The organism is Klebsiella sp. EMBS2024, from assembly GCF_036233805.1.
Classification (GTDB): domain Bacteria; phylum Pseudomonadota; class Gammaproteobacteria; order Enterobacterales; family Enterobacteriaceae; genus Klebsiella; species Klebsiella pneumoniae.
Genome location: NZ_JAZARW010000001.1, coordinates 493538 through 517437, shown reverse-complemented (window position 1 = coordinate 517437; position 23900 = coordinate 493538). Strand labels below are relative to the sequence as shown.

General features: G+C 58.8%; 22 protein-coding genes, 1 pseudogene and 1 other annotated feature. Of the genes and pseudogenes, 10 read left to right on the top strand and 13 right to left on the bottom strand.

The window, feature by feature from the left end:
- Window positions 1–104: 104 nt before the first annotated feature.
- Together fetB and fetA are read right to left on the bottom strand one after the other, a co-directional pair.
- Window positions 105–887 (bottom strand): iron efflux ABC transporter permease subunit FetB, encoded by a 783-nt coding sequence (gene fetB / locus VZP09_RS02385; RefSeq protein WP_004177223.1) that lies wholly within the window; start codon window positions 885–887, stop codon window positions 105–107.
- The gene (gene fetA, locus VZP09_RS02380; RefSeq protein WP_016530372.1) at window positions 874–1551 is read right to left on the bottom strand and encodes an iron efflux ABC transporter ATP-binding subunit FetA; all 678 of its coding nucleotides are present in this window, start codon (window positions 1549–1551) and stop codon (window positions 874–876) included. The genes fetB and fetA overlap by 14 nt, the downstream gene beginning before the upstream one ends.
- A 140-nt stretch (window positions 1552–1691) precedes the next feature.
- Here fetA and VZP09_RS02375 point away from each other — a divergent pair, with 140 nt between their 5' ends.
- On the top strand, window positions 1692–2609 hold the full coding sequence (locus VZP09_RS02375; protein ID WP_328794872.1) for an SPFH domain-containing protein: 918 nt from the start codon (window positions 1692–1694) through the stop codon (window positions 2607–2609).
- On the top strand, window positions 2606–3064 hold the full coding sequence (locus VZP09_RS02370) for an NfeD family protein (protein WP_004142979.1): 459 nt from the start codon (window positions 2606–2608) through the stop codon (window positions 3062–3064). The genes VZP09_RS02375 and VZP09_RS02370 overlap by 4 nt, the downstream gene beginning before the upstream one ends.
- On the opposite strand, the gene cueR is transcribed toward VZP09_RS02370, so the two are convergent.
- Window positions 3061–3471 (bottom strand): Cu(I)-responsive transcriptional regulator, encoded by a 411-nt coding sequence (cueR, locus tag VZP09_RS02365; RefSeq protein ID WP_002892208.1) that lies wholly within the window; start codon window positions 3469–3471, stop codon window positions 3061–3063. The two genes, VZP09_RS02370 and cueR, sit on opposite strands and share 4 nt — an antisense overlap.
- A gap of 106 nt (window positions 3472–3577) precedes the next feature.
- Between cueR and copA the strand changes: the two genes are divergently transcribed.
- The 3 genes from copA (at window position 3578) to ybaK (ending at window position 7687) form a co-directional block, all read left to right on the top strand.
- Entirely contained in the window at window positions 3578–6079 is a 2502-nt protein-coding gene (gene copA / locus VZP09_RS02360; protein ID WP_032415637.1) for a copper-exporting P-type ATPase CopA, read from the top strand.
- Window positions 6080–6210: 131 nt separating this feature from the next.
- Entirely contained in the window at window positions 6211–7005 is a 795-nt protein-coding gene (locus tag VZP09_RS02355) for a TraB/GumN family protein (protein WP_004151327.1), read from the top strand.
- A 202-nt stretch (window positions 7006–7207) separates the two neighbouring features.
- The gene (gene ybaK, locus VZP09_RS02350; RefSeq protein ID WP_002892205.1) at window positions 7208–7687 is read left to right on the top strand and encodes a Cys-tRNA(Pro)/Cys-tRNA(Cys) deacylase YbaK; all 480 of its coding nucleotides are present in this window, start codon (window positions 7208–7210) and stop codon (window positions 7685–7687) included.
- Window positions 7688–7792: 105 nt separating this feature from the next.
- Here the strand turns inward: ybaK and ushA are convergent, their stop codons facing one another.
- Entirely contained in the window at window positions 7793–9445 is a 1653-nt protein-coding gene (gene ushA / locus VZP09_RS02345; protein ID WP_032414608.1) for a bifunctional UDP-sugar hydrolase/5'-nucleotidase UshA, read from the bottom strand.
- Window positions 9446–9714: 269 nt separating this feature from the next.
- Between ushA and VZP09_RS02340 the strand changes: the two genes are divergently transcribed.
- Together VZP09_RS02340 and ybaL are read left to right on the top strand one after the other, a co-directional pair.
- Complete coding sequence (locus VZP09_RS02340; RefSeq protein WP_004147385.1) at window positions 9715–10935, top strand: MFS transporter; 1221 nt, start codon at window positions 9715–9717, stop codon at window positions 10933–10935.
- A 225-nt stretch (window positions 10936–11160) separates the two neighbouring features.
- On the top strand, window positions 11161–12837 hold the full coding sequence (ybaL, locus tag VZP09_RS02335) for a YbaL family putative K(+) efflux transporter (RefSeq protein WP_002892195.1): 1677 nt from the start codon (window positions 11161–11163) through the stop codon (window positions 12835–12837).
- Window positions 12838–12872: 35 nt separating this feature from the next.
- Here the strand turns inward: ybaL and VZP09_RS02330 are convergent, their stop codons facing one another.
- From VZP09_RS02330 to VZP09_RS02290, 9 genes and pseudogenes are all read right to left on the bottom strand, one after another.
- On the bottom strand, window positions 12873–14177 hold the full coding sequence (locus tag VZP09_RS02330) for an inosine/guanosine kinase (protein ID WP_002892192.1): 1305 nt from the start codon (window positions 14175–14177) through the stop codon (window positions 12873–12875).
- A 63-nt stretch (window positions 14178–14240) separates the two neighbouring features.
- Window positions 14241–15202, bottom strand: a pseudogene (gene hemH / locus VZP09_RS02325) (ferrochelatase).
- Window positions 15203–15330: 128 nt separating this feature from the next.
- Window positions 15331–15975 (bottom strand): adenylate kinase, encoded by a 645-nt coding sequence (adk, locus tag VZP09_RS02320; protein ID WP_002892184.1) that lies wholly within the window; start codon window positions 15973–15975, stop codon window positions 15331–15333.
- 222 nt (window positions 15976–16197) lie between these two features.
- Window positions 16198–18072, bottom strand: coding sequence for a molecular chaperone HtpG (htpG, locus tag VZP09_RS02315; protein ID WP_004177228.1), 1875 nt, complete (start codon window positions 18070–18072; stop codon window positions 16198–16200).
- Window positions 18073–18182: 110 nt separating this feature from the next.
- A complete protein-coding gene (gene recR / locus VZP09_RS02310) occupies window positions 18183–18788 on the bottom strand; it encodes a recombination mediator RecR (RefSeq protein WP_002892177.1) in 606 nt (201 codons plus the stop codon).
- Window positions 18788–19120: a YbaB/EbfC family nucleoid-associated protein gene (locus VZP09_RS02305; RefSeq protein WP_002892173.1), complete on the bottom strand. Its 333-nt coding sequence runs from the start codon at window positions 19118–19120 to the stop codon at window positions 18788–18790. Before VZP09_RS02305 ends, recR begins: the two co-directional genes overlap by 1 nt.
- Window positions 19121–19177: 57 nt before the next feature.
- Complete coding sequence (gene dnaX / locus VZP09_RS02300; protein ID WP_032414606.1) at window positions 19178–21085, bottom strand: DNA polymerase III subunit gamma/tau; 1908 nt, start codon at window positions 21083–21085, stop codon at window positions 19178–19180.
- Window positions 19781–19845 (bottom strand) — a sequence feature (DnaX frameshifting element). (Overlaps the previous gene by 65 nt.)
- Before the next feature lie 92 nt (window positions 21086–21177).
- Window positions 21178–21729: an adenine phosphoribosyltransferase gene (gene apt / locus VZP09_RS02295; RefSeq protein ID WP_004177230.1), complete on the bottom strand. Its 552-nt coding sequence runs from the start codon at window positions 21727–21729 to the stop codon at window positions 21178–21180.
- Between the two features lie 150 nt (window positions 21730–21879).
- Window positions 21880–22257: a DUF454 family protein gene (locus VZP09_RS02290; protein ID WP_002892144.1), complete on the bottom strand. Its 378-nt coding sequence runs from the start codon at window positions 22255–22257 to the stop codon at window positions 21880–21882.
- Between the two features lie 69 nt (window positions 22258–22326).
- Here VZP09_RS02290 and priC point away from each other — a divergent pair, with 69 nt between their 5' ends.
- The 3 genes from priC to VZP09_RS02275 form a co-directional block, all read left to right on the top strand.
- Entirely contained in the window at window positions 22327–22854 is a 528-nt protein-coding gene (priC, locus tag VZP09_RS02285) for a primosomal replication protein N'' (RefSeq protein ID WP_014599050.1), read from the top strand.
- A gap of 12 nt (window positions 22855–22866) precedes the next feature.
- The gene (gene rsmS / locus VZP09_RS02280; protein WP_002892136.1) at window positions 22867–23040 is read left to right on the top strand and encodes a pleiotropic regulatory protein RsmS; all 174 of its coding nucleotides are present in this window, start codon (window positions 22867–22869) and stop codon (window positions 23038–23040) included.
- Window positions 23041–23107: 67 nt separating this feature from the next.
- Window positions 23108–23900, top strand: a 793-nt coding sequence (locus VZP09_RS02275) for an Rpn family recombination-promoting nuclease/putative transposase (RefSeq protein WP_328794871.1), incomplete at its 3' end; no start/stop codon positions are given.

The window sequence follows — 23900 nt, the reverse complement described above, 5'->3', positions numbered from 1 at the left end:
GTTGCCTTCCCCGGATAGCGCTGCGCTTATCCGGGCTACGCGAACTATGCGGAACGTAGCCTAAGTAGCCCGGGTAAGGCGTGAACGCCGCAACCCGGGATCGTTCACGGGCGCTTTTTCAGCTGCGTCACCACCAGCTGATGGCGGGCGTTGAAGAACTTCCGGTAGGTCAGATAGCCGGCGATAATCGTCGACAGGCTGGCGGTCGACAGCAGCATAAAGGTCACCATGATCTGGTACTTAATCGCCTTCACCGGGTCAATACCGGCAAAAATCAGCCCCGACATCATCCCAGGCAAGCTCACCAGACCGACCGTTTTCGCCGAATCGACGGTGGGAATCAATGACGCGCGAATGCTCTCGCGAATCAGCCGCGCTGAGGCCATCTTCGGCGTCGCGCCGAGGCTCAGTTTCTCCTGAATCTGCTGCTGCTCGCTGCTGAAGCGCTGGCCCATATTGTTGTAGCACAGCCCTACCGCCACCATGGCGTTCCCGGCCACCATCCCGGCAATCGGGATCACCTGCATCGGCACGAAGGCGATCGAGCCAGAAAACACCAGTACCGCCAGCGTTAGTCCAGCGCCAGTAGTGATGGCGATAAACGACGAGATAAAAGCTTTGTCGATATATTTACTGCGCTTCTTCGCATTCCACGCCGCGTTAAAGCAGATAAACAGCACCATCAACAGCGTCAGAACCGCATGATTGACGTTAAAGATATATTTCAGCACATAGCCGACGATTATCAGCTGCACGATCGCCCGGCAAATACTCCAGATAATATCTTTTTCCAGCGCCAGCTTTTCCCGATAGCTGACCAGAATAGCGATCAGCACCAGCACCATCGACAGCGCCAGCGATTCGTTCGTAATGTTATGCCCGTTCATGCTGTACCTCCTGCATATTTCCGCCGGCAGGTTGCAGCGTAATCACTTCATCGGCATGCGAAATTTCATTGCGATCGTGGGTGACCCACAGAACAGCGACCTGTTTTTCCGTTGCGTAGCCATGAATAATGTCATTCACATTCTGTTTATTACTTTCATCCAGCGCGCTGGTAATTTCGTCCAGCAGCAGCACGCGCGGCAGAAATTGTAGATTGCGGATCAGCGATACGCGCTGCTTTTCCCCGCCGGAGAGTTCGTTAATGGATTTTTCCAGCATATTTTCGTCAAGGCCAAAGCGCTGCAGGTCGGCCAGCAGCGCCTGCGGATCCGGTTGTTTATTGCGGATCTGCCACGGAAAAATCAGATTATCGTAAACCGAATCACCGAACAGGGCCGGCGTCTGCGCGCAGTAAGAGACCTGTTGGCGATACCTTTCCGGCGACAGCGTCGCGACATCCGCATCGTCGAAGAACAGGCGCCCGGAGGTTGGGCTGAGCAGCGAGGCGATAATCTTCAGCAAGGTACTTTTCCCGCAGCCGGAAGGGCCGGTAATCAACTTGAATTCTCCGGCGCGAAGCTGAAAATTGATATTGTGTAAAATAACGGCGTCGTCGGTCTTAAACCCAACACCGTCGAGACGCAAAAGCGCGTTATTTTCCTTCATGAGTCTTCCTGATTATTTTCTGAAACACCGCTAGTTTATCGCACTTTCCTTTCTCCAGGATGAGGAGAAAGATATACTCAGTTTAAACATGCGCTATTTCCTTGTAGCGCCCCGCCAGGCAACAAGACAGGAGGTTTTTGATGCTGATTTTTTTTCCTATCCTTATTTTCGTCGCGCTGGTTATTGTGGCCGCGGCGGTGAAAATTGTCCCGCAGGGCTACCAGTGGACGGTGGAGCGCTTCGGGCGTTTTACCCAGACGCTGCAGCCGGGATTAAGCTTAGTCGTGCCGTTTATGGACCGTATCGGCCGCAAAGTGAACATGATGGAGCAGGTGCTCGATATCCCCTCGCAGGAGGTTATCTCCCGGGATAACGCCAACGTCACCATCGACGCGGTCTGCTTTATTCAGGTGATCGACGCGCCAAAGGCCGCCTACGAGGTCAGCAATCTTGAGCAGGCGATCGTCAACCTGACGATGACCAACATCCGTACCGTGCTCGGCTCAATGGAGCTGGACGAAATGCTCTCCCAGCGCGACAGCATTAACACCCGCCTGCTGCATATCGTTGACGACGCCACCAACCCGTGGGGGGTGAAAATCACCCGCGTCGAAATTCGCGACGTTCGCCCGCCGGCGGAGCTTATCGCCTCGATGAACGCCCAGATGAAAGCCGAACGTACCAAACGCGCGTACATCCTTGAGGCCGAAGGGGTGCGACAGGCGGAAATTCTGAAAGCGGAAGGGGAAAAGCAGTCGCAGATCCTCAAGGCCGAGGGCGAACGGCAGTCCGCGTTCCTGCAGGCGGAGGCACGCGAACGGTCCGCCGAAGCGGAAGCCCGCGCCACCCAAATGGTCTCCTCGGCGATCGCCTCGGGCGATATTCAGGCGATCAACTACTTCGTGGCGCAGAAATACACCGATGCGCTGCAGCAGATTGGCGCCGCTAACAACAGCAAAGTGGTATTGATGCCGCTGGATGCCAGCAGCCTGATGGGATCGATCGCCGGGATCAGCGAGCTGATCAAAGAAGGCGCTGGCGATCGGAAAAAATCATGATCGGCATGATCCTCGCACACCCCCATCTGTTCTGGCTAAGCCTCGGCGGGCTGCTGCTGGCGGCCGAGATGCTGGGCGGCAGCGGATACCTGCTGTGGAGCGGCGTCGCCGGCGTGGTGACCGGCGCCCTGACCTGGCTCCTGCCGCTGAGCTGGGAATGGCAAGGCACGCTGTTTGCCGTTCTCACCCTGCTGGCGGCGTGGCTGTGGTCGAAATGGCTGCGCAAGCGCGTCAAAACGCAGCGCCCGGCCGATGCCCAGCTCAACCAGCGAGGGCAGCAACTGGTGGGCCGCCGCCTGACGCTGGATGCCCCGCTGGTGAACGGCCGCGGCCACGTCCGCGTGGGCGACAGCTCCTGGCCGGTGATTGCCGATGAAGACTTCGCGGCGGGCAGCAAGGTTGAAGTGATTGCCGTAGAAGGGATTACGCTACGAATCAGACCCGCCGTCCGTTAAGCCTGCGCCTTGCGATGGCAGCAGCCGGAAAGATTATCGATAATCGGGCACTCCGCGCTGTCGTCGCCGGGGCAGGATTCGGCCAGCGCCAGCAGGTGCGCGCGCATATTTTGCAGCTCGCGGATATGGTTCTCGATATCCGCCACTTTCTCCAGCGTGCGTTTTTTCACATCGGCGCTGTGCCGCGACGGGTCGTTGAACAGGGCCACCAGCTCGCGGCACTCTTCCAGGTTAAACCCCACCTGCCGCGCCTGGCGCAGCAGCGTCAGCTCATCGAGATGCTGCTGACTATAGGTGCGGTAGCCGTTTTCGCTCCGCAACGGCGGCGTCACCAGCCCCTTCTCTTCATAAAAACGAATCGCTTTGCTGGTTAAGCCGGTTTTTTTCGCCACATCGCTGATATTCATTTTTTCTCCTTGACCTTCCCCTTGCTGGAAGGTTTAACCTTCTTAATACTCGATGAAAGAGTGGGTCTGGTCAATCGTTGACCGGAAAATTATTCAGGAGTTATTTATGTCTAACACTATCGACCTGACGCTGGATGGCCTCTCCTGCGGCCACTGCGTCAAACGCGTGAAAGAGAGTCTGGAGCAGCGTCCTGACGTTGAGCAAGCGGAAGTCACCCTCACTGAAGCCCATGTGACGGGCAGCGCCAGCGCGCAAGCGCTGATTGATACCGTTAAACAAGCCGGATACGGCGCGGAGCTCAGCCACCCAAAGGCTAAACCGCTGGCAGAATCATCAATCCCGTCGGAAGCACTGACAGCGGCCACTCCTGAGCTTCCGGCAGCCCATGACGAAGATGACAGTCAACAGCTGCTGATCAACGGCATGAGCTGCGCCAGCTGCGTCTCCCGGGTACAAAACGCGCTTGCCGCGGTGCCGGGCGTCTCACAGGCGCGGGTTAACCTGGCGGAACGCACGGCGCTAGTGATGGGCAGTGCGTCCGCTGCAGAATTAGTGCAGGCGGTGGAGAAAGCCGGCTATGGCGCGGAGGCGATCGAAGACGATCTGCAACGCCGCGAACGTCAGCAGGAAACCGCCCTCGCGACGATGAAACGTTTTCGCTGGCAGGCGATTGTCGCCCTGCTGGTCGGCGTGCCGGTGATGGTCTGGGGCATGATCGGCGATAACATGATGGTCAGCGACGACAACCGTTCGCTGTGGCTGGTTATCGGCCTTGTCACCCTCGCCGTCATGGTCTTCGCCGGCGGCCACTTCTACCGCAGCGCGTGGAAAAGCCTGAAAAACGGCACCGCCACCATGGACACGCTGGTGGCGCTCGGCACCGGCGTCGCCTGGCTGTACTCGATGAGCGTCAACCTGTGGCCGCAGTGGTTCCCGATGGAAGCCCGCCATCTCTATTACGAAGCCACCGCGATGATTATCGGCCTGATTAACCTCGGCCATATGCTGGAGGCCCGCGCGCGTCAGCGCTCCTCGAAAGCGCTGGAAAAACTGCTCGACCTGACGCCGCCTTCGGCGCGGGTCGTCACGCCCGAGGGCGAGAAAGATCTGCCGCTCGCGGAAGTTCAGGCCGGCATGACCCTGCGCCTGACTACCGGCGACCGCGTCCCGGTCGACGGCATGATAAGCCAGGGCGAAGCCTGGTTTGATGAAGCGATGCTCACCGGCGAACCGGTGCCGCAGCAAAAAGGCGATGGCGACGCCATTCACGCCGGGACCGTGGTGCAGGATGGCAGCGTGCTGTTTACCGCCAGCGCCGTCGGCAGCCAGACCACGCTGGCAAGAATTATCCGCATGGTGCGCCAGGCGCAGAGCAGCAAACCGGAGATCGGCCAGCTGGCGGATAAAATCTCCGCCGTATTTGTTCCGGCGGTGGTCGTCATTGCGCTGATTAGCGCTGCGATCTGGTACTTCTTCGGCCCGGCGCCGCAGATCGTCTATACCCTGGTCATTGCCACCACGGTACTGATTATCGCCTGTCCGTGCGCCTTAGGCCTGGCGACGCCGATGTCAATTATCTCCGGCGTTGGCCGGGCGGCGGAGTATGGCGTGCTGGTGCGCGATGCCGATGCGCTGCAGCGCGCCAGTGAACTCGACACCCTGGTGTTCGATAAAACCGGCACCCTGACCGAAGGCAAGCCGCAGGTGGTGGCGGTGAAAACTTTCGCTGGCGTTGATGAGCATACCGCGCTGCGTCTTGCCGCCGCGCTGGAGCAGGGCTCAAGCCATCCGCTGGCGCGAGCGATCCTTGATAAAGCTGCCGACGGCCCATTGCCGGAAGTCAGCGGCTTCCGCACCCTGCGCGGCCTTGGCGTCAGCGGCGAGGCGGAAGGTCATCGTCTGCTGCTCGGTAACCAGGCGCTGCTCAACGAGCAGCATATCAATACCGCCGAGGTGGAAAGCGAGATGACAGCCCAGGCCTCACGCGGCGCCACGCCGGTGCTGCTGGCGGTGGATGGTCAGGCCGCCGCGCTGTTCGCCATCCGCGACCCGCTGCGCGAAGACAGCGTCGACGCCCTGGCGCGTTTGCATCGGCAGGGCTACCGGCTGGTGATGCTTACCGGGGATAACCCCACCACCGCGAAGGCTATCGCCAAAGAAGCCGGCATTGATGAAGTGATCGCCGGCGTGCTACCGGACGGTAAAGCTGATGCCATTAAGCGTCTGCAGAGCCAGGGGCACAAAGTGGCGATGGTTGGCGATGGGATTAACGACGCCCCGGCGCTGGCCCAGGCGGATGTCGGGATCGCCATGGGCGGCGGCAGCGATGTCGCTATTGAAACCGCGGCGATCACCCTGATGCGCCATAGTCTTCACGGCGTGGCCGATGCGCTGGCGATTTCGAAAGCAACGTTACGCAATATGAAGCAGAACCTGCTGGGCGCGTTTGTCTACAACTCGCTGGGTATCCCGATTGCCGCCGGGATCCTCTGGCCGCTGACCGGCACCCTGCTAAACCCGGTGGTCGCCGGCGCGGCGATGGCGCTGTCGTCGATCACCGTGGTGAGTAACGCCAACCGCTTGCTGCGCTTTAAACCAAAAGAGTAAACGCTGTCAGATTAAACGGGCGCCGACGTTGTTCGGCGCCCGTTTTTTTGCCGGGACAAGAAAAGCCCGCCGGAAGGGTGACGTGTATCACCATATGCGCTAGCATGAAGTCCTCACACTTCGGAGCGCGTATGGGCCTGTTAAACCGGATAAAAATGCTGTGGCGAGCCGCCGTCGGCTCGTCTTATTCCTGGCCTGCGATGGATATCGTCCTGCCCGGCGAACGCTATTTGCACCTCGTCGGCAGTATCCATATGGGCACCCGCGACATGGCGCCGCCGCCGGCAAAGCTTCTGAAAAAAATACGCCAGGCCGATGCGTTAATCGTCGAGGCCGATATCAGCGGCAATGAAACCCCGTTTAGCAATCTCCCCACTTACCCACCGCTGGCGGAACGCCTGAGCGATGCGCAGCTGAGCGAGCTAGAGGCGCGAGCCGGCGAGCTGGGCCTGTCGGTCGGGCTGTTCGACAGCCAGCCGCTGTGGCAGGTGGCGATGGTCCTGCAGGCCACCCAGGCGCAGAAGCTGGGGCTGCGACCGGATTACGGCATCGATTATCAGTTGCTGATGGCCGCCCGCGAGAGCAACATAGCGGTGATGGAGCTGGAAGGCGCCGACAGCCAAATCGCGCTGCTGCGCGATCTGCCCGACGGGGGGATGGCGCTGCTGGAGGATACGCTGACCCACTGGCGCACCAACGCCCGTTTACTGCAGGTCATGATCGGCTGGTGGCTGGAGCAACCGCCGTCGCGCGGCGCGGTATCGCTGCCGACGACCTTTAGCCAGTCTTTATATGATGTGCTGATGCACCAGCGCAACCTCGCCTGGCGCGAGACGCTGCTGGCCTTGCCGCCGGGGCGCTACGTGGTTGCCGTCGGCGCGCTGCACCTGTATGGCGAAGGGAATCTGCCGGATATGCTGACATAAAAAAAATGGCCAATATTGCTATTGGCCCGTCAAAGAGGAATTTCATCATTATTATTATCCCGGGATTTGCATCCCGGATCGTCTGATTGTCGCTCAAAGTGACCATCACTGCCAACACTATTGCGCAAGATGGTACTATTTTTTAGACAACCTGCGGGCGTATTCTGACGTCACGCAAAACCGGTTGGTAAGAAGGATAGCTATGACTCCCGCCGTTAAATTACTCGAAAAAAACAAAATTTCCTTTCAGATCCACAGTTACGATCACGATCCCAATGAGACCAACTTCGGAGATGAAGTGGTGCGCAAGCTCGGCCTCAATGCCGACCAGGTTTACAAGACCTTGCTGGTCGCCGTGAACGGCGATATGAAGCATCTGGCGGTGGCCGTCACTCCGGTCGCCGGGCAGCTGGATTTGAAGAAAGTGGCGAAAGCGCTGGGCGCTAAGAAAGTCGACATGGCCGACCCGATGGTGGCGCAGCGTATCACCGGCTATCTGGTGGGCGGCATCAGTCCGCTGGGGCAGAAGAAGCGCCTGCCGACGGTGATTGACGCCCCGGCGCAGGAATTTGCCACCATCTATATTTCCGGCGGCAAACGCGGGCTGGATATTGAGCTGGCGGCCAGCGATCTGGCGCAGCTTCTCGATGCGAAGTTCGCCGATATCGCCCGCCGCGATTGATAAAACGATCCCGGATAGCGGCGCACGCGCCTTATCCGGGATACCCAACTCGTAGCCCCGGTAAGCGTAGCGCCAACGGGGAAATAGCCAACCTGAAGTCCAGGCTTACTGCCAGCTCACCTCGCCTGTCGGCTCATAGGCGGCGGCATCCAGCGGCGAGTTCTTCTCGATATACTCTTTCAGCACTTCGGCATCGATAAAGCCGGTATTCACATACCCGGGTTTATCGGCGATGTTCGGATAGCCATCGCCGCCGGTGGCGTTAAAGCTCAGCGTCGCCATCCGATAGGTCTTCGCCGGATCCACCGGTTCGCCTTTGATTTTCAGATCGTTCAGCTTACCGTCTTTGGCCACGAAACTGACGTTGGCAAACTGCGGATAAGCGCCGGAATCCGGCTTCATCTGCGCGACGGCGGTCAGGTAATCCACTACCTCCTTGCCGCTCATATCGACATAGGTCAGCACATTGCCGAACGGCTGGACCTTCATCACATCTTTGTAGGTGATATCCCCCGCCTCAATGGAGTCGCGGATCCCGCCGCCGCTCATCACTGCGAAATCCGCGTTGCTGCGCGCCATTTGCGCCGCCAGCAGCAGGTGGCCCATATTGGTCTGCACAAAGCGCACTTTACTGCGGTCGCCCTCCAGATGACCATTCACGCTGCCGATTTTGACCTGCAGCTGCGCCTTGCCTTTGTTCTGGAACGGCGTCAGCAGCGACATCATCTGCGGGTTCTCGGCGATCTGCGGCGTATACAGCACCCGCTCGCTTTGGCCGTTATCGTAAGTCACTTTTTTCTTCAGGTTGACCGGGATCAGCTGATAGTGCACCAGCTTCATCTCGCCGTTGCGGAACTCAAAATCGGCGCGGCCGACGTATTTGCCCCACTCATGCGCCTGGACGATCCAGATGCCGTTCTGACGATCCGGAGCGCACGGGGTGCCAGGCACATAATCGACCTGCTTTTTATTTTCCGCCGCCATGCATACCGGATCCTGCGAGTGACCGCCGACGATCATCGCCAGCGATCCCGCAGGTAAACTCCGCGCCATTTCAACATCGCCCGGCGCGTTAGAGCCGTGGTTGCCATTGTCGTAATGGCCCATATGGGTGGTGGCCAGGATCACGTCCGGCTTTTCATTCTGCTGCAGCTCCTGGATAACCAGCTTCGCCTCTTCCGCCGGTTTGCGGAATTCGATATCGGTGAAATATTCCGGATTGCCAATCTTGGCCGTATCGTCGGTGGTTAAGCCAATCACCGCGATTTTCAGCCCACCGCGCTTAAACAGCGCCCAGGGTTTGAACAGCCGTTCGCCGGTGCTTTTCTGATAAATATTGGCCGACAGGAACGGGAACTTAGCCCACTTTTCCTGCTGGCGCAGTACGCTCAGCGGATTATCGAATTCATGGTTACCCACCGCCATCGCGTCGTAGCCGATCAGGTTCATGCCGCGAAAATCGGGCTCTGCATCCTGTAAATCAGACTCCGGTACGCCGGTATTAATATCGCCGCCGGATAACAGCAGGACGCTTCCCCCTTCCGCCGCCACCTCTTTCCGGATGCCATCGACCAGCGTTTTCTGCGCCGCCAGGCCATATTCGCCGTAGTCATTGCGCCAGAAATGGCCGTGGTGATCGTTGGTGTGCAGGATGGTAATTTTATAGGTTTTATCCTGCTCATAGGCCTGTGCCGACAGGCTGCCCAGCGATAAAGCGGCGAATAGCGCCAGCGCTACGCTGTGTTTGAAATAATGCATGCTTCACTCCCTGACTTAATCCCAAGTGCCGAAAGTATAGCGAGTTAGTCGCGTTGACAAATATGTTTTCAGAATTGCGACTTCCTTCAAACCTTATCAACAGGTATGTTAGTCGGATAATAATTCTACCTGCATCCTCTATACGCCTTCGCGTTGTATGGCATTGCGTCAGCCCGTTCGTCATATTTCCCATGCAGTAGCCGGGAAAATCAGGGCAGTCGCCATGGCGGACAAAAGACGAAAGCTATATAAAAAAGTGACGTGAACCTATGGCAATCAATCAGACCGCTCAACCCTTGTCCGGCCCCGCTGCGCCGCCGCAAAAAGCACGCACCTCGTTTGGCATCTTAGGCGCGATCAGCCTGTCCCATTTGCTTAACGATATGATCCAGTCGCTTATTCTCGCTATCTACCCGCTGCTGCAGGCGGAGTTCTCCCTTACCTTCGTGCAGATCGGCATGATCACCCTGACCTTCCAGCTCACCTCATCGCTATTCCAGCCGGTGATTGGCTACATCACCGATAAACGCTCGATGCCGTGGTCGCTGCCGGTGGGCATGTGCTTCACCCTCTGCGGTTTGATTCTCCTCGCGCTGGCCGGTAGCTTCGGCATGGTGCTGCTGGCCGCCGCGCTGGTAGGTACCGGCTCCTCGGTTTTCCATCCGGAATCGTCCCGCGTAGCGCGGATGGCCTCCGGCGGCCGTCACGGCCTGGCCCAGTCGCTGTTCCAGGTGGGCGGCAACTTCGGCAGCTCGCTTGGCCCATTGCTGGCGGCGGTGATCATCGCCCCGTACGGCAAAGGCAACGTCGCCTGGTTTGTGCTGGCCGCTCTGTTGGCTATTGTCGTGCTGTCGCAAATCAGCCGCTGGTATGCCGCGCAGCATCGAATGAATAAGGGCAAACCGAAACCGGCCATCGTTAATCCGCTGCCGCGCAAGAAGGTCATTCTGGCGGTAGGCATTCTGCTGATGCTGATTTTCTCGAAATATTTCTATATGGCGAGCATTAGCAGCTATTACACCTTTTATCTGATGCATAAATTCGGCTTAACGGTGCAAAACGCCCAGCTTCATCTGTTTGCCTTCCTGTTCGCAGTGGCTGCCGGGACGGTGATTGGCGGGCCTGTTGGCGATAAAATTGGGCGTAAGTATGTGATTTGGGGTTCTATCCTCGGCGTAGCGCCTTTCACCCTTGTTTTACCCTACGCCAGCCTTGAATGGACGGGGATTTTAACGGTGATCATTGGTTTTATCCTCGCCTCGGCCTTTTCTGCTATTCTGGTCTATGCGCAGGAACTGCTGCCGGGACGCATCGGCATGGTTTCTGGCCTGTTTTTCGGCTTCGCCTTTGGCATGGGCGGCCTTGGCGCCGCGGTGTTAGGCCTGCTGGCGGACCATACCAGCATCGATCTGGTTTATAAAATCTGCGCCTTCCTGCCGCTGCTGGGATTCCTGACGATATTCCTTCCTGATAACCGGCAAAAAGCCTGATTATTCGGCGGCCAAAGTGCAACCCTGGCCGCCGTTAACCCTTGTGTCATCAGCCTGTTCCACGATTTCCCCCCGCCATTTTCCCTTCTGTGCCTTTTCATCGGCTAATTGCATTTTTTTGCACAACTCAAGAATTATTCATAAACAAAGTGAACGTTTTTGTCATAAACTATTACCCGGACAGGGTAGCAAAATGGACCGATACACCACTGGAAAGGAGACGGAATGCACCACGCAACACCGCTTATCACCACCATAGTCGGCGGCCTCGTGCTCGCCTTTATTCTCGGCATGATTGCCAATAAGCTACGTATTTCTCCTCTGGTGGGATATCTCTTAGCGGGCGTGCTGGCCGGACCTTTCACCCCTGGCTTTGTTGCTGACACCAAACTGGCTCCGGAACTGGCGGAACTTGGCGTCATTCTGCTGATGTTCGGCGTCGGGCTGCATTTCTCACTTAAAGACCTGATGGCGGTAAAATCGATCGCCATCCCCGGGGCTATCGCCCAGATAGCCGTGGCGACGCTGCTGGGTATGGCGCTCTCCGCCGCCCTCGGCTGGTCGCTGATGACCGGCATCGTCTTTGGCCTGTGCCTCTCCACCGCCAGTACCGTAGTGCTGCTGCGCGCGCTGGAGGAACGACAACTGATTGACAGCCAGCGCGGGCAAATCGCCATCGGCTGGCTGATTGTGGAAGACCTGGTGATGGTCCTGACGCTGGTCCTGCTGCCGGCGATTGCCGGTATGGCGGAGAAAGGCAACGTCGGCTTCGCGTCCCTGGCCCTCGACCTCGGGATCACCATTGGCAAAGTGGTGGCCTTTATCGCCATTATGATGCTGGTCGGCCGCCGGTTGGTGCCGTGGATCATGTCGCGCAGCGCCGCCACCGGCTCACGCGAGCTGTTCACTCTGTCGGTGCTGGCCCTGGCGCTGGGCATCGCCTTCGGCGCCGTGGAGCTGTTTGATGTCTCTTTTGCCCTCGGCGCCTTCTTTGCCGGCATGGTGCTTAACGAATCCGAGCTCAGCCACCGCGCCGCCCATGACACCCTGCCGCTGCGCGACGCCTTCGCGGTGCTGTTCTTCGTCTCCGTCGGCATGCTGTTTGACCCGATGGTGCTGGTCCAACAGCCGCTGGCGGTGCTGGCGACGCTGGCGATTATTATCTTTGGTAAATCCGCAGCCGCCTTTTTCCTTGTGCGGATGTTTGGTCACTCGCCGCGCACTGCGCTGACCATCGCCGCCAGCCTGGCGCAGATTGGCGAGTTTGCCTTTATTCTCGCCGGCCTGGGAATGGCGCTTAACCTGCTGCCGCAGGCCGGACAAAATCTGGTGCTGGCCGGGGCGATCATCTCAATTATGCTCAACCCGGTGCTGTTTACCCTGCTGGAAAAATATCTCGATAAAACCGAAACCCTCGACGAGCAGACGCTGGAAGAGGTCCTGGAAGACGAGAAGCAGGTGCCGGTCGATATCTGCAACCACGCGCTGTTGGTCGGCTTCGGCCGCGTCGGCAGCCTGCTGGGCGAGAAGCTGATGGCCCAGGGGATCCCGCTGGTGGTGGTTGAAACCTCGCGCACCCGCGTGGATGAGCTACGCGAGCGCGGGATCAGCGCGGTGCTCGGCAATGCCGCCAATGAAGAGATCATGGAGCTGGCGCATCTGGATTGCGCCCGCTGGCTGCTGCTGACAATCCCTAACGGCTACGAGGCCGGAGAGATTGTCGCTTCCGCACGGGAAAAATGTCCGAATATCGAGATTATCGCCCGCGCCCATTATGATGACGAAGTGGACTACATTATCGATCGTGGAGCCAATCAGGTGGTGATGGGCGAACGGGAAATTGCCCGCGCCATGCTGCGGCTTCTGGAAACGCCACCGGCCGGCGAAGTGGTCACCGGCTGATGTACTGCCCTCTCCCCGCCGGGAGAGGGACGCGCTTACCGATCCCAGTACGCCTCTTCCAGGCTGTCCTCACGCTCCGGCAGGCCGCGAGTTAAACGCGGCGAGTGCTGGTTCAGCACCTGATAGCTCACGCGGTTGGCATATTTACACACCTGCGCCAGCGAGGAGTAGGTCAGCCATTTGCATTTGTGCTTGCTGGAGTTGGGGACGTTATTGCGGTGGTAGTTATTGGCGGTGATGTCATGCAGCAGCGCCGCCAGCGCGCCGTCGCCTGCGCCGTTGGTGTTCATGATCTTCTCGGGGCCGCCCATATAGGGAGCGATATGGGAATATATGCGCAGCGGATTAACGCAATCCTGGTGACGCATCGCGCGGCTGAATTCAAACTGGTTAAACTCCGGGATCGCCCCCGGCAGCAGCGGATGCTGGGTTTTACGCTTCGCCTCTTCTTCGGTGAAGCCCGCCATATACAGGCCCGCCGGGCCGGCGGTGCACAGCACCAGGTCGACCCAGTCCAGCGCCTTATTCGCCGCTGACAGCGGATCGGCAAAGCCGGTCAGCGCTTCCCCTTCCTCTTCGTTCATTGCCAGAATAGAGACATGCTCCTGCAGGAACTCCTGCCACCACGCCGGGTTATCGGCAATCACGTATTTGGTTCCGAGGGTTAACACCACCGGCACATCGTGCTTTTTGGCATACTCAATAGCCTTCATCGTCGCGTCCGGCATCGGCTCGCCCGGCTTGCAGCGGACCAGGTAAGAGGTCAGCACCAGCGCCGAGGCGCCGGCGATCACCGCTTCCGGAATGCTTTCCGGACGCAGCTTGTTCATGTGGCCCGGGCTGATGGCGAAGGTGCGCTCGCCGCTGTCACCGATCAGGGTAAAGCAGCGGCCAATGGCGCCGTCGACGCCCTGCAGATAGTTCAGATCGGTGCGGCTGGAGGTATTGCACAGGTAACGATAGGCGTAGCCGCCGATTTCGATATTGCTGCACATCACGCCAAGCAGCACCGAGCGATCGTCCGCCAGCACCGAGTAGTTGTGCATGGTATTGCCGATGGTGCCGCCGGCAAACTGATGGGTAATGAGATTGTTGCGCACCAGCTCCTGGTACAGCGCCTCGGCGACGTCATCTTCAATCACCAGCGAATGGCCCGCGCTCAGGCCGTAGCGCACGATAAACGCCTCATCCACTTTCGCTTCGATATCCACCAGCGTCTGGTCGATACCGACCACCCAGGAGACGCTGGATTCATTCTCCGGCTGAATTTGCTGCAGCAGCGGATCGCGGGCGTTAACGGGAAAATAGTGTTTAGATTTGCGTTTACCGGGAAATTTCATAGTGGCGCTTAAATAACAGGGAACAAGCGGGAAATAGTAGCATATTCCCCGCCCTGCGCGCGATCAGCGATAAGGCGCCGTCAGATTGACCATCATCTCAATATGCGCTGCGTCCGCATTAAGCGCCGGAATATATTCATATTGCTTGCCGCCTGCTTCGAGGAATATTTCCCGGTTCTGGACGGCGATTTCTTCCAGCGTTTCGAGACAGTCGGCGGCAAACCCCGGGCACAGCACCTGAATATGCTTCGTCCCTTTCTCGCCGAGCATCTTTAGCGTTTCATCGGTGTACGGCGTCAGCCAGGGTTCCCGGCCAAAGCGCGACTGGAAAGTCATCATCACCCGCTCCGGCGGCAGCCCCAGCGCGGAAACCAGTTCCCGCGTCGTATCGCGACAGCGCTGAGGATAATCATCGCCCTGGTTGGCATAGCGCTGCGGGATCCCATGATAGGAGAGCAGCAGCAGATCCGGTTCCCCATGGACAGCGAAGGAAGCGCGCACGCTGGCCGCCAGCGCATGGATATAGTCCGGATGTTCGGCATAGTCGCGAATAAACGAGATACCCGGAATGGCGCGCTTTTTCGCCAGAATCCGCGCCAGTTCGTCCAAGACGGCGGCCACCGTCGAGCAGGAATATTGCGGATACAGCGGCAGCACCACGATGTGCTCCACNNNTGCGCCAGTAAGTCATCCACCGCGCTGGCCAGTGACGGTGAACCATAGCTCATGCCCAGCGCCACCGGGGTATCCGGCAGCCTGGCAGCCAGCGCCTGCTGCTGGCGACGACTATACACCATCAGCGGCGATCCCTCTTCCATCCACACGGACTGATAGAGCTTCGCCACACGCGGGGAGCGAATCGGCAGTATGACGCCGCGCAGCAGCGGCCACCATAGCAGACGAGACGTATCCACCACCCGTTTGTCGCTGAGGAATTGTCGCAGATAGCGCTTCACCGCCCCGGGGGTGGGCGCATCGGGAGTGCCTAAATTGGCCAGCAAGATACCTGTTTTCGTCTGATGCATTACCGCCTCTTAACCATTTGAATCGCAGCCAATTGTAGCTGAAATGGCGCTAAACGGAACCAATCATAGCAAAAGGTAGAAATGAGAGGAGTTCTCATCCTGCCGCAGCAGGATGAGAAAAGGCTTTATCAGCCGAGGATTTTTTCCAGTTCGGCGCGCACGTCAGCTACCGCTTTGGTGCCGTCGACTTTGGCGTATTTGGTGTTGCCCGCCTGCGCTTCTTTGGTGTAGTAGCCGATCAGCGGCGCTGTCATCTGATGGTATTCTACCAGACGCTTACGCACGGTCTCTTCCTGATCGTCTTTACGGGTGGTCAGCTCTTCGCCGGTCACGTCGTCTTTGCCTTCCACCTTCGGCGGATTGAATTTGATGTGGTATACGCGACCGGATGCCGCATGGACGCGACGGCCAACGATGCGGTCGACGATCAGTTCGTCCGGCACGTCGAATTCCAGCACGTAATCAACGGTAATGCCCGCCTCTTTCATGGCGTCAGCCTGCGGAATGGTCCGCGGGAAGCCGTCCAGCAGGAAGCCGTTACGGCAATCTTCCTGGGCGATACGCTCTTTCACCAGCGCGATGACCAGCTCATCGGTCACCAGCTTGCCTGCGTCCATAATGTCTTTCGCTTGCTTACCGAGCTCAGAGCCGGATTTTACCGCCGCGCGCAGCATATCGCCGGTGGAGATTTGCGGAATACCGTATTTCTCCATGATGAACTGAGCCTGAGTTCCTTTACCCGCGCCCGGAGCGCCAAGCAGAATAATACGCATTACGAAAATCCCCTCAAAAGTCGATTCAATTNTTCAAAAACGCTAAACCATACCACCAGAACGGCGATGGCTCAAGGAAGGCGGTGCGGCTGAAACGGTTAATGGTGAGATATTTTATGCAATCCAATGTGAAATGCCCCGCCTGAGCAAATTGCTCAGACGGGGCATTTATTCCGTTTCCGGCGTCGCGTCGCTCGGCCGGGCTACTCGTTCAGCTTCGTGTCAGGAAGCCAGCAGCTGGTTCATACGACGGATAAACTGGTTCGGATCTTCCAGCGTGCCGCGCTCGGCCAGCAGCGCCTGATCCAGCAGCAGTTCCACCCATTCGCCGAACTGCGCGTCGTCCTGGGTATCGGCCGCGCGTTTCACCAGCTGATGCGCCGGGTTCAGTTCGAAGATGTATTTCACTTCCGGCGCCGCCTGGCCCGCTGCCGCGAACAGCTTCGCCATCTGAGTGCTCATCTCGTCGGCGTCGGTGGTGACAATCGCCGGGGTGTCGGTCAGACGATGGGTCAGACGTACCTCTTTCACCCGGTCGCCAAGCAAGTTTTTCACCCGCTCAACGAACGGCTCCAGCGCTTTTTCGGCTTCTTTGGTGGACTCGTCTACTTCATCCGCCAGCTTGTCCAGCGACTCGTCGGCTTTAGCGACAGACTGGAACGCTTTGCCGTCGAACTCGGTCAGGTAGCTCATCATCCACTCGTCGATGCGATCGGAGAGCAGCAGCACTTCGATCCCTTTCTTACGCAGCAACTCGAGGTGCGGGCTGCTCTTCGCCGCCGCATAGCTGTCGGCTGTGATGTAGTAGATCTTCTCCTGACCTTCTTTCATGCGTGAGACATACTCTTCCAGCGATACGGTCTGCGCGGAGGAGTCGGTATGGGTGGTTGCGAAACGCAGCAGTTTGGCGATCGCTTCCTGGTTGCTCGGATCTTCCGCCGGGCCCTCTTTCAGCACCAGGCCGAACTGTTTCCAGAAGGTTTGGTATTTTTCAGCGTCGTCTTTCGCCAGCTTATCCAGCATCTGCAGCGCGCGTTTGGTCAGCGCGGTGCGCAGGTTGCGGGTCACGCTGCTGTCCTGCAGGATTTCACGGGAGACGTTCAGCGGCAGATCGTTGGAATCGATCAGGCCGCGCACGAAGCGCAGGTAGTTCGGCATAAACTGCTCGGCGTCGTCCATGATGAACACACGCTGGACGTACAGCTTCAGGCCGTGTTTATGATCGCGGTTCCACATATCCCACGGTGCCTGCGACGGGATATACAGCAGGCTGGTGTACTCCTGCTTACCTTCCACGCGGTTGTGGCTCCAGGTCAGCGGGTCGCTGTAGTCGTGAGCGATATGCTTATAAAACTCTTTGTATTCGTCGTCGTTAACTTCGGATTTGCTGCGGGTCCACAGGGCCTGCGCCTTGTTGATTTTTTCCCACGAAATCACGGTTTCGCCGTCTTTCTCTTCCCGTTTTTCAATCTCAACCGGCAGCGCGATATGGTCGGAATACTTGCTGATGATAGAGCGCACGCGCCAGTCGTTGAGGAAATCATCTTCGCCTTCGCGCAGATGCAGGGTGATTTCGGTGCCGCGATCGGCTTTGGTGATATCAGCTACGGTATATTCGCCTTCGCCGGCGGACTCCCAGAACACGCCGTTTTCCGGCTTGTCGCCCGCCGCACGGGTACGCACGGTCACTTTGTCCGCCACGATGAAGGCCGAATAGAAGCCGACGCCGAACTGACCGATCAGCTGGCTATCCTTAGCCTGGTCAGAACCCATCGATTCGAGGAACGCTTTGGTGCCGGATTTGGCGATGGTGCCGAGATGGTCGATAACCTCTTCCCGGTTCATACCGATACCGTTATCGGCGATGGTCAGGGTGCGGTTGTCTTTATCAAACGAAACCCGCACGCGCAGCTCGCCGTCTCCCTCATACAAATCCGGCTGCGACAGCGCGCGGAAACGCAGCTTATCGGCCGCATCAGAGGCGTTGGAAATCAGCTCACGCAGAAAGATTTCTTTGTTGGAATAGAGGGAATGGATCATCAGGTGCAGAAGCTGTTTTACTTCTGACTGAAAACCACGAGTTTCTTGTCCTTTCATCTGATTCAACCTCAACAATGCCATTTTAAATGGGTANNNNCCGTTGAGTGGGAGATGGGGACAGCGGGGAAATTTTTCAAGCGGAGGCGGCGAAGGCCGCCTCCATTTGTTCAGAAAGTAATCTTGTGGCGACCGGCCAGGGAGTGGGACAGCGTGGTGCCGTCGACCATCTCCAGCTCGCCGCCCACCGGCACGCCGTGGGCGATTCGGCTGGCGTCGACGCCATACTGCGCGCACAGCTCCGCGATGTAGTTGGCCGTCGCCTCGCCCTCAACGGTCGGGTTGGTGGCGAGGATCACCTCGGTGATCGACTCCGCCTCCAGCCGTTGCTCCAGGCGATCGAGCCCGATGTCATCAGGCCCGATGCCGTCGAGCGGCGACAGGTGCCCCATCAGCACGAAGTAGCGGCCGGAATACTGCCCGGTCTGCTCAATGGCATAGATGTCCGCCGGACTCTCTACCACACAGATCTGGCCATTTTCCTGGCGACGCGGGTTGCTGCAGATATTGCACACCTCCTGCTCGGTGAAGGTGCGGCAATCGGCGCAGTGGCCGATCTCCGACATCGCACGCGTCAGCGCCTGCGCCAGGCGCATCCCGCCGCTGCGATCGCGCTGCAGCAGGGTAAACGCCATGCGCTGCGCTGACTTCGGGCCGACGCCCGGCAGACAGCGCAGCGCTTCCATAAGCTGAGTTAACAGCGGGCTGGTTTGCATCAGAACGGCATCTTGAAGCCTGGCGGCAGTTGCATACCGGCAGAAACGGAAGCCATCTTCTCTTTCTGGGTCTCTTCGATACGGCGCGCGGCGTCGTTGAACGCGGCAGCCACCAGATCTTCGAGCATCTCTTTGTCGTCTTCCAGCAGGCTTGGGTCGATCTCCACACGGCGGCAGTTGTGCGCGCCGTTAATGGTCACTTTCACCAGACCCGCGCCGGATTCGCCGGTTACTTCCAGCTGAGCGATCTCTTCCTGCATCTTCTGCATTTTCTCTTGCATCTGCTGGGCCTGCTTCATCAGGTTACCCAGGCCGCCTTTTCCACCAAACATAGGCTTCTCTCTCAGTCAGTCATCGTTAAAGGTACTGAATGCCAGTCAGACTGGCATTCAAATGGGGCGAATACTCTCTTCATCCAGATCGGCGTCGAAGAAACGACGCAGGGTCTGAATGTTATTATCCGCGATAATGGCTTCGCGCGCCTGCGCGAGCTTCTCTTCATAAATAGCCTGCCGCCACTCCAGCGGCGTACGCATCGCGGGATTATCGTCTTCCACGATGGTCAATTCAACCGGCGTACCGTACAACACCCCCAGCGCTTCAGCCAGCTTTTGCTGCGCGCTGGCGGAATTGAGGTGGCGCTGGCTGGGACGCAGATGCAGACAGACGCGGCTGCCCTCCTGCTCTTTCCACGCATTGAGCGCCACCTGCTCGACCAGCTTCGGTACCGCCAGCTGGCTCACTTCCGCCGCCCAGCTGTCGCGCTCGACCGCTTCTTCGGCGAGCTTGGCCGCCAGCTCCGGCGTCTTCTCATGCTCCAGCGCCTTTTTCAGCGCTTTGGGCGTGGCGACTTCGACTTTGCTCTCTTCCACCACCGTCGTCGCCTTCCAGCGATAGGCCTCTTTCTTCGCCGGGGCCTGCTCCAGCGCGGCCGCGGCCGGACGAGCCTGGACGCGCTCGGTAATCGAACTCAGTCGCTCCAGCGCAGCGTTATTCACCGGCCGCGCGCGGGAAGCGGCTGCCGGTTCACTCTTTTTTGGGGTGGTTGCTCCCTGACTGCGCTGCAGGTGGCTGCGGGCCGCCAGCACCTGGCTGGTGGTCGGCGGCCAACTCTGCGGCGACTGTGGCGGCGGCGCGGCGGGGGCAACCGGCTGACGCGGCGCGGGCGCGGCGGCCTGTGCCGGCTGCACCTCCGGCTCCGGCAGCGGCTTACGCGGATGAAACGCCAGGGCACGCAGCAGCGTCATTTCGACGCCCATCCGCCGGTCCGGGGCGTAAGGCAGCTCTTTGCGGCCAATCAGCAGCGTTTGGTAGTAGAGCTGAACGTCGCCGGGCGGTACGGTTCGCGCCAGTTCGCGCATCCGCACTTCGACCGCGGCCATGTCGGCGCCCAGCGCCGAAGGCGACAGCTGAACCATGGCGATGCGGTGCAGCAGGCTCTGCATCTCGACCAGCAGCGCCTCCCACTCGACGCCGCGTGCGGCGGCGTCATTGACGCCCGCCATGACCCGCTCGCCGTCGGCAGCAACCAGCGCTTCAATCAGCGACAGCGCCTGATCGTCATCAAGGGTGCCGAGCATGGTGCTCACCGATGCGGCCGTCAGCTGCCCTTCCCCACTGGCAATCGCCTGATCGGTCAGGCTTAAGGCATCGCGCAGGCTGCCATCGGCCGCCCGCGACAACAGCTGCAGCGCGCGGGGCTCAAAGGCAATCTGCTCTTCGCCAAGAATATGCTCCAGCTGATGGCGGATCTGTTCAACGTCCAGCGCCTTCAGGTGGAACTGCAGGCAGCGGGATAAGATCGTTACCGGCAGCTTCTGCGGATCCGTCGTCGCCAGCAGAAATTTGACGTGCGCCGGCGGCTCCTCCAGCGTTTTTAACAACGCGTTGAAGCTGTGACGCGACAGCATATGGACTTCGTCGATGAGATAGACCTTAAAGCGGCCGCGGGCCGGCGCGTACTGGACGTTGTCCAGCAGATCGCGGGTATCTTCGACTTTGGTTCGCGAGGCGGCGTCAATCTCAATCAGATCGACAAAGCGCCCCTGTTCAATTTCCCGGCAGTTATCGCACACGCCGCAGGGGGTGGCGGTGATGCCGGTTTCACAGTTTAACCCTTTCGCCAGCAGACGGGCGATGGAGGTCTTCCCGACCCCGCGGGTACCGGAAAAAAGATAAGCGTGATGAATGCGCCCTAACGACAAGCCGTTCGCCAGTGCGGTCAGCACATGTTCCTGGCCGACGACGTCAGCAAAGGTTTGTGGGCGCCATTTACGGGCTAAGACCTGATAACTCATGGGCTGGCTCTGAAACGCTGGAAGGTGAAATCACGAAGGGGTCATGCTATCACAGCCCCGCCCGATCGGCGAGGCTATGTGGAGGGATTTGCTTAGTGGCCCGGGAACGGCACCAGACAGTAGCAGTGGATCCCCAGCTTCTCCAGGCGCTGTTCGCCGCCCAGATCGAAGAGATTAATAATGAAAGCGGCATCGTGCACTTCGCCACCGAGGCGGCGGATCAGTTTGACCGTGGCGTCGATAGTGCCGCCGGTCGCCAGCAGATCGTCAACCACCAGCACTTTATCGCCCGGTTTAATGGCGTCAACGTGGATCTCCAGCTGATCGGTGCCATACTCCAGCTCATAGGTCTCGGCAATGGTTTCACGCGGCAACTTACGCGGCTTGCGTACCGGAACAAAGCCCACGCCCAGCGCCAGCGCAACCGGGGCGCCGAACAGGAAGCCACGCGCCTCAGTCCCTACCACTTTGGTAATACCCGCGTCTTTGTAGCGCTCGGTCAGCAGTTCAATGCTAAGCGCGTAGGCCTTCGGGTCTTCCAGTAAGCTGGTGACATCGCGGAAAAGAATGCCAGGTTTTGGATAATCCTCGATACTCTGGATGCTGTTCTTCAGATATTCAAGCTGCTGTGCAGTTGCGGTCATAAGTGTATGCCTGATTGAAACGGTATTACCCACGGGCGTGCAAAAGGGGCCAAAGAAACATTTGTTTAACCTTTGACCAGGCTTGCCCGCGCTCGAAAACGCCAGAATTTACTGGCTGTCGGCAACAATTGCAACAGGCATTATTGCGCATCAGTGCTTTTGTTGCTTTGCGTCAACCACCGGAATGCGCCACATAAAGATCAGCAGACAGGCCAGAATGACCAACAGCATGATGCGCACCCACGTAAGCTTAACCAGCCATAGCGAAATAGCAAAAGTCACCACGATCATCGCAATGGCGCGCGGTTTAGCGCCGCGAGGCATGGCGCGGTACTGTTGCCAGTGGCGAAGATAGCCGCCAAACCAGGAGCGATACAGCAGCCACTGGTGAAAGCGCGGCGATGAGCGGGCAAAGCACCAGGCGGCGAGCAGAATAAACGGCGTCGTCGGCAGCAACGGTAAGAAGACGCCCAGCGTACCCAGCGCTACCGCCAGCCAGCCGATAATGGTTAAAATAACAGGTGGCATAATGCGAATCGTTATCAAACAGATGAGGCTACTGTAGCACAGTTGGCTNGAANNNAATGGAGGGGGTTGGTGAAAACTGCTCAACTTTTACAAACGCTGAACGACCAGCTGAGTGAGCTGTCCGCGCTGGTGGCGCCGCTGGCGGAGCACGCGACCCTCAGCCCGCGCTTTGACCGCCAGCTCTTCCACACCCGCAGCACGCTGATGCAGGCCTATCTGGCGGAAGCCCAACACAACTTTAACCAGCTCCGCCAGGCCGTCGAGCGCCAGCAGCTGCCGCAGGTGGTCTGGATTGCCGAGCGTCTGGCGGCACAAATCGCCGCGCTGCGCCGTGAAACCGCCACCTGGTCCTTGCGCAGTTGGGACCACGCGTCGCCAACGTTGAGCCGCTGGCAGCGCCGTCGCCTGCAGCATCAGGAGTATGAGCGTCGCCTGCTGGCGATGCGCGACCAACGCCAGCGTCAGCTGGCGCAGGCGACCAGCCTTGACGAGCAGCAGCGGCTGGGGAAAGAAGTTGAAGCCTACAGCGGCCGGTTGGCGCGCTGCCGACAGGCGCTGGACAAGATTGAAAACGTACTGGCGCGGCTGACGCGCTAACAGGAGAGCCCGATGTCGCTGGAAAATGCATCCGATGAGGTCAAACTGGCCGTCGATTTAATCATGTTGCTGGAATCGCATCAGATCCCGGCGCAAACCGTGCTGAGCGCGCTGGAAATTGTCCGGCGGGATTATGCAAACAAGTTAAAAAACGCGGAAAGCGGGTCGCAAAACCCAGAGAAGTAGGATGTTGTCTCCGGCAGTGTGCTGGCAGTCTGGTCCTCTGCGCATGACGCCACTGGAGACAATATTGATGGAAAAAGTCAGTCAAACCCCACACGACGCGGTGTTTCGCCAGATGCTCATGCATCAGGCGGTCGCGAAGGATTTTTTGCAGTTGTACCTCCCCGCGCCGTTTCTGGCGATCTGCGAACTGGATTCGCTGCAGCTGGTCTCCGGTAGCTTTGTTGAAGAGGACCTGCGCGCCAGCTATTCCGATATCCTTTACTCACTGCGCACGCGTCATGGACCGGGCTATGTGTACGCGCTGATTGAGCACCAGAGTACCCCGGACAAGCTGATGGCGTTTCGCCTGCTGCGCTATGCGCTGGCCGCCATGCAGCGTCATCTGGACGCCGGCCACGACACTCTGCCGCTGGTGGTGCCGATTCTGTTTTATCACGGCAAAGTGAGCCCCTGGCCCTGGGCCCGCAACTGGCAACAGCTATTCGCCGATCCGGCGCTGGCGAAGGCGCTCTATAGCAATGATTTTCCGCTGGTGGACCTCACCGTAATGCCAGATAATCAGATCGCCCGTCATCGGCGGATGGCCATGCTGGAGCTGCTGCAAAAGCATATCCGCCATCGCGATCTGGCCGAGCTGCAGGTGCCGCTGATTGCGCTGATGACGCAAGGCTATCTGACAGAAGCGCAGCTGAATACGCTGCTGCGCTATATGTTGCAGGCGGGAACTACGGAACATCCGGGGGCGCTGATCCGCACGCTGGCGGCGCAGTCGCCCAGGCATAAGGAGCTGATGATGACCATTGCCGAATGGCTGGAAGAGAAAGGCCGTAAACAGGGACAGCAAGAGGGTGAGCAGGAAG

What these genes read in the sequence shown, in the direction of transcription:
- VZP09_RS02355 (WP_004151327.1), top strand. Translation starts at nt 6,211, where the DNA reads ATGGGCCTGTTAAACCGGATAAAAATGCTGTGGCGAGCCGCCGTCGGC.
- recR (WP_002892177.1), bottom strand. Translation starts at nt 18,788, where the DNA reads ATGCAAACCAGCCCGCTGTTAACTCAGCTTATGGAAGCGCTGCGCTGT.
- fetA (WP_016530372.1), bottom strand. Translation starts at nt 1,551, where the DNA reads ATGAAGGAAAATAACGCGCTTTTGCGTCTCGACGGTGTTGGGTTTAAG.
- rsmS (WP_002892136.1), top strand. Translation starts at nt 22,867, where the DNA reads ATGTCGCTGGAAAATGCATCCGATGAGGTCAAACTGGCCGTCGATTTA.
- fetB (WP_004177223.1), bottom strand. Translation starts at nt 887, where the DNA reads ATGAACGGGCATAACATTACGAACGAATCGCTGGCGCTGTCGATGGTG.
- htpG (WP_004177228.1), bottom strand. Translation starts at nt 18,072, where the DNA reads ATGAAAGGACAAGAAACTCGTGGTTTTCAGTCAGAAGTAAAACAGCTT.
- copA (WP_032415637.1), top strand. Translation starts at nt 3,578, where the DNA reads ATGTCTAACACTATCGACCTGACGCTGGATGGCCTCTCCTGCGGCCAC.
- VZP09_RS02290 (WP_002892144.1), bottom strand. Translation starts at nt 22,257, where the DNA reads ATGCCACCTGTTATTTTAACCATTATCGGCTGGCTGGCGGTAGCGCTG.
- VZP09_RS02305 (WP_002892173.1), bottom strand. Translation starts at nt 19,120, where the DNA reads ATGTTTGGTGGAAAAGGCGGCCTGGGTAACCTGATGAAGCAGGCCCAG.
- VZP09_RS02370 (WP_004142979.1), top strand. Translation starts at nt 2,606, where the DNA reads ATGATCGGCATGATCCTCGCACACCCCCATCTGTTCTGGCTAAGCCTC.
- VZP09_RS02340 (WP_004147385.1), top strand. Translation starts at nt 9,715, where the DNA reads ATGGCAATCAATCAGACCGCTCAACCCTTGTCCGGCCCCGCTGCGCCG.
- adk (WP_002892184.1), bottom strand. Translation starts at nt 15,975, where the DNA reads ATGCGTATTATTCTGCTTGGCGCTCCGGGCGCGGGTAAAGGAACTCAG.
- ushA (WP_032414608.1), bottom strand. Translation starts at nt 9,445, where the DNA reads ATGCATTATTTCAAACACAGCGTAGCGCTGGCGCTATTCGCCGCTTTA.
- dnaX (WP_032414606.1), bottom strand. Translation starts at nt 21,085, where the DNA reads ATGAGTTATCAGGTCTTAGCCCGTAAATGGCGCCCACAAACCTTTGCT.
- VZP09_RS02330 (WP_002892192.1), bottom strand. Translation starts at nt 14,177, where the DNA reads ATGAAATTTCCCGGTAAACGCAAATCTAAACACTATTTTCCCGTTAAC.
- VZP09_RS02375 (WP_328794872.1), top strand. Translation starts at nt 1,692, where the DNA reads ATGCTGATTTTTTTTCCTATCCTTATTTTCGTCGCGCTGGTTATTGTG.
- ybaK (WP_002892205.1), top strand. Translation starts at nt 7,208, where the DNA reads ATGACTCCCGCCGTTAAATTACTCGAAAAAAACAAAATTTCCTTTCAG.
- cueR (WP_002892208.1), bottom strand. Translation starts at nt 3,471, where the DNA reads ATGAATATCAGCGATGTGGCGAAAAAAACCGGCTTAACCAGCAAAGCG.
- ybaL (WP_002892195.1), top strand. Translation starts at nt 11,161, where the DNA reads ATGCACCACGCAACACCGCTTATCACCACCATAGTCGGCGGCCTCGTG.
- apt (WP_004177230.1), bottom strand. Translation starts at nt 21,729, where the DNA reads ATGACCGCAACTGCACAGCAGCTTGAATATCTGAAGAACAGCATCCAG.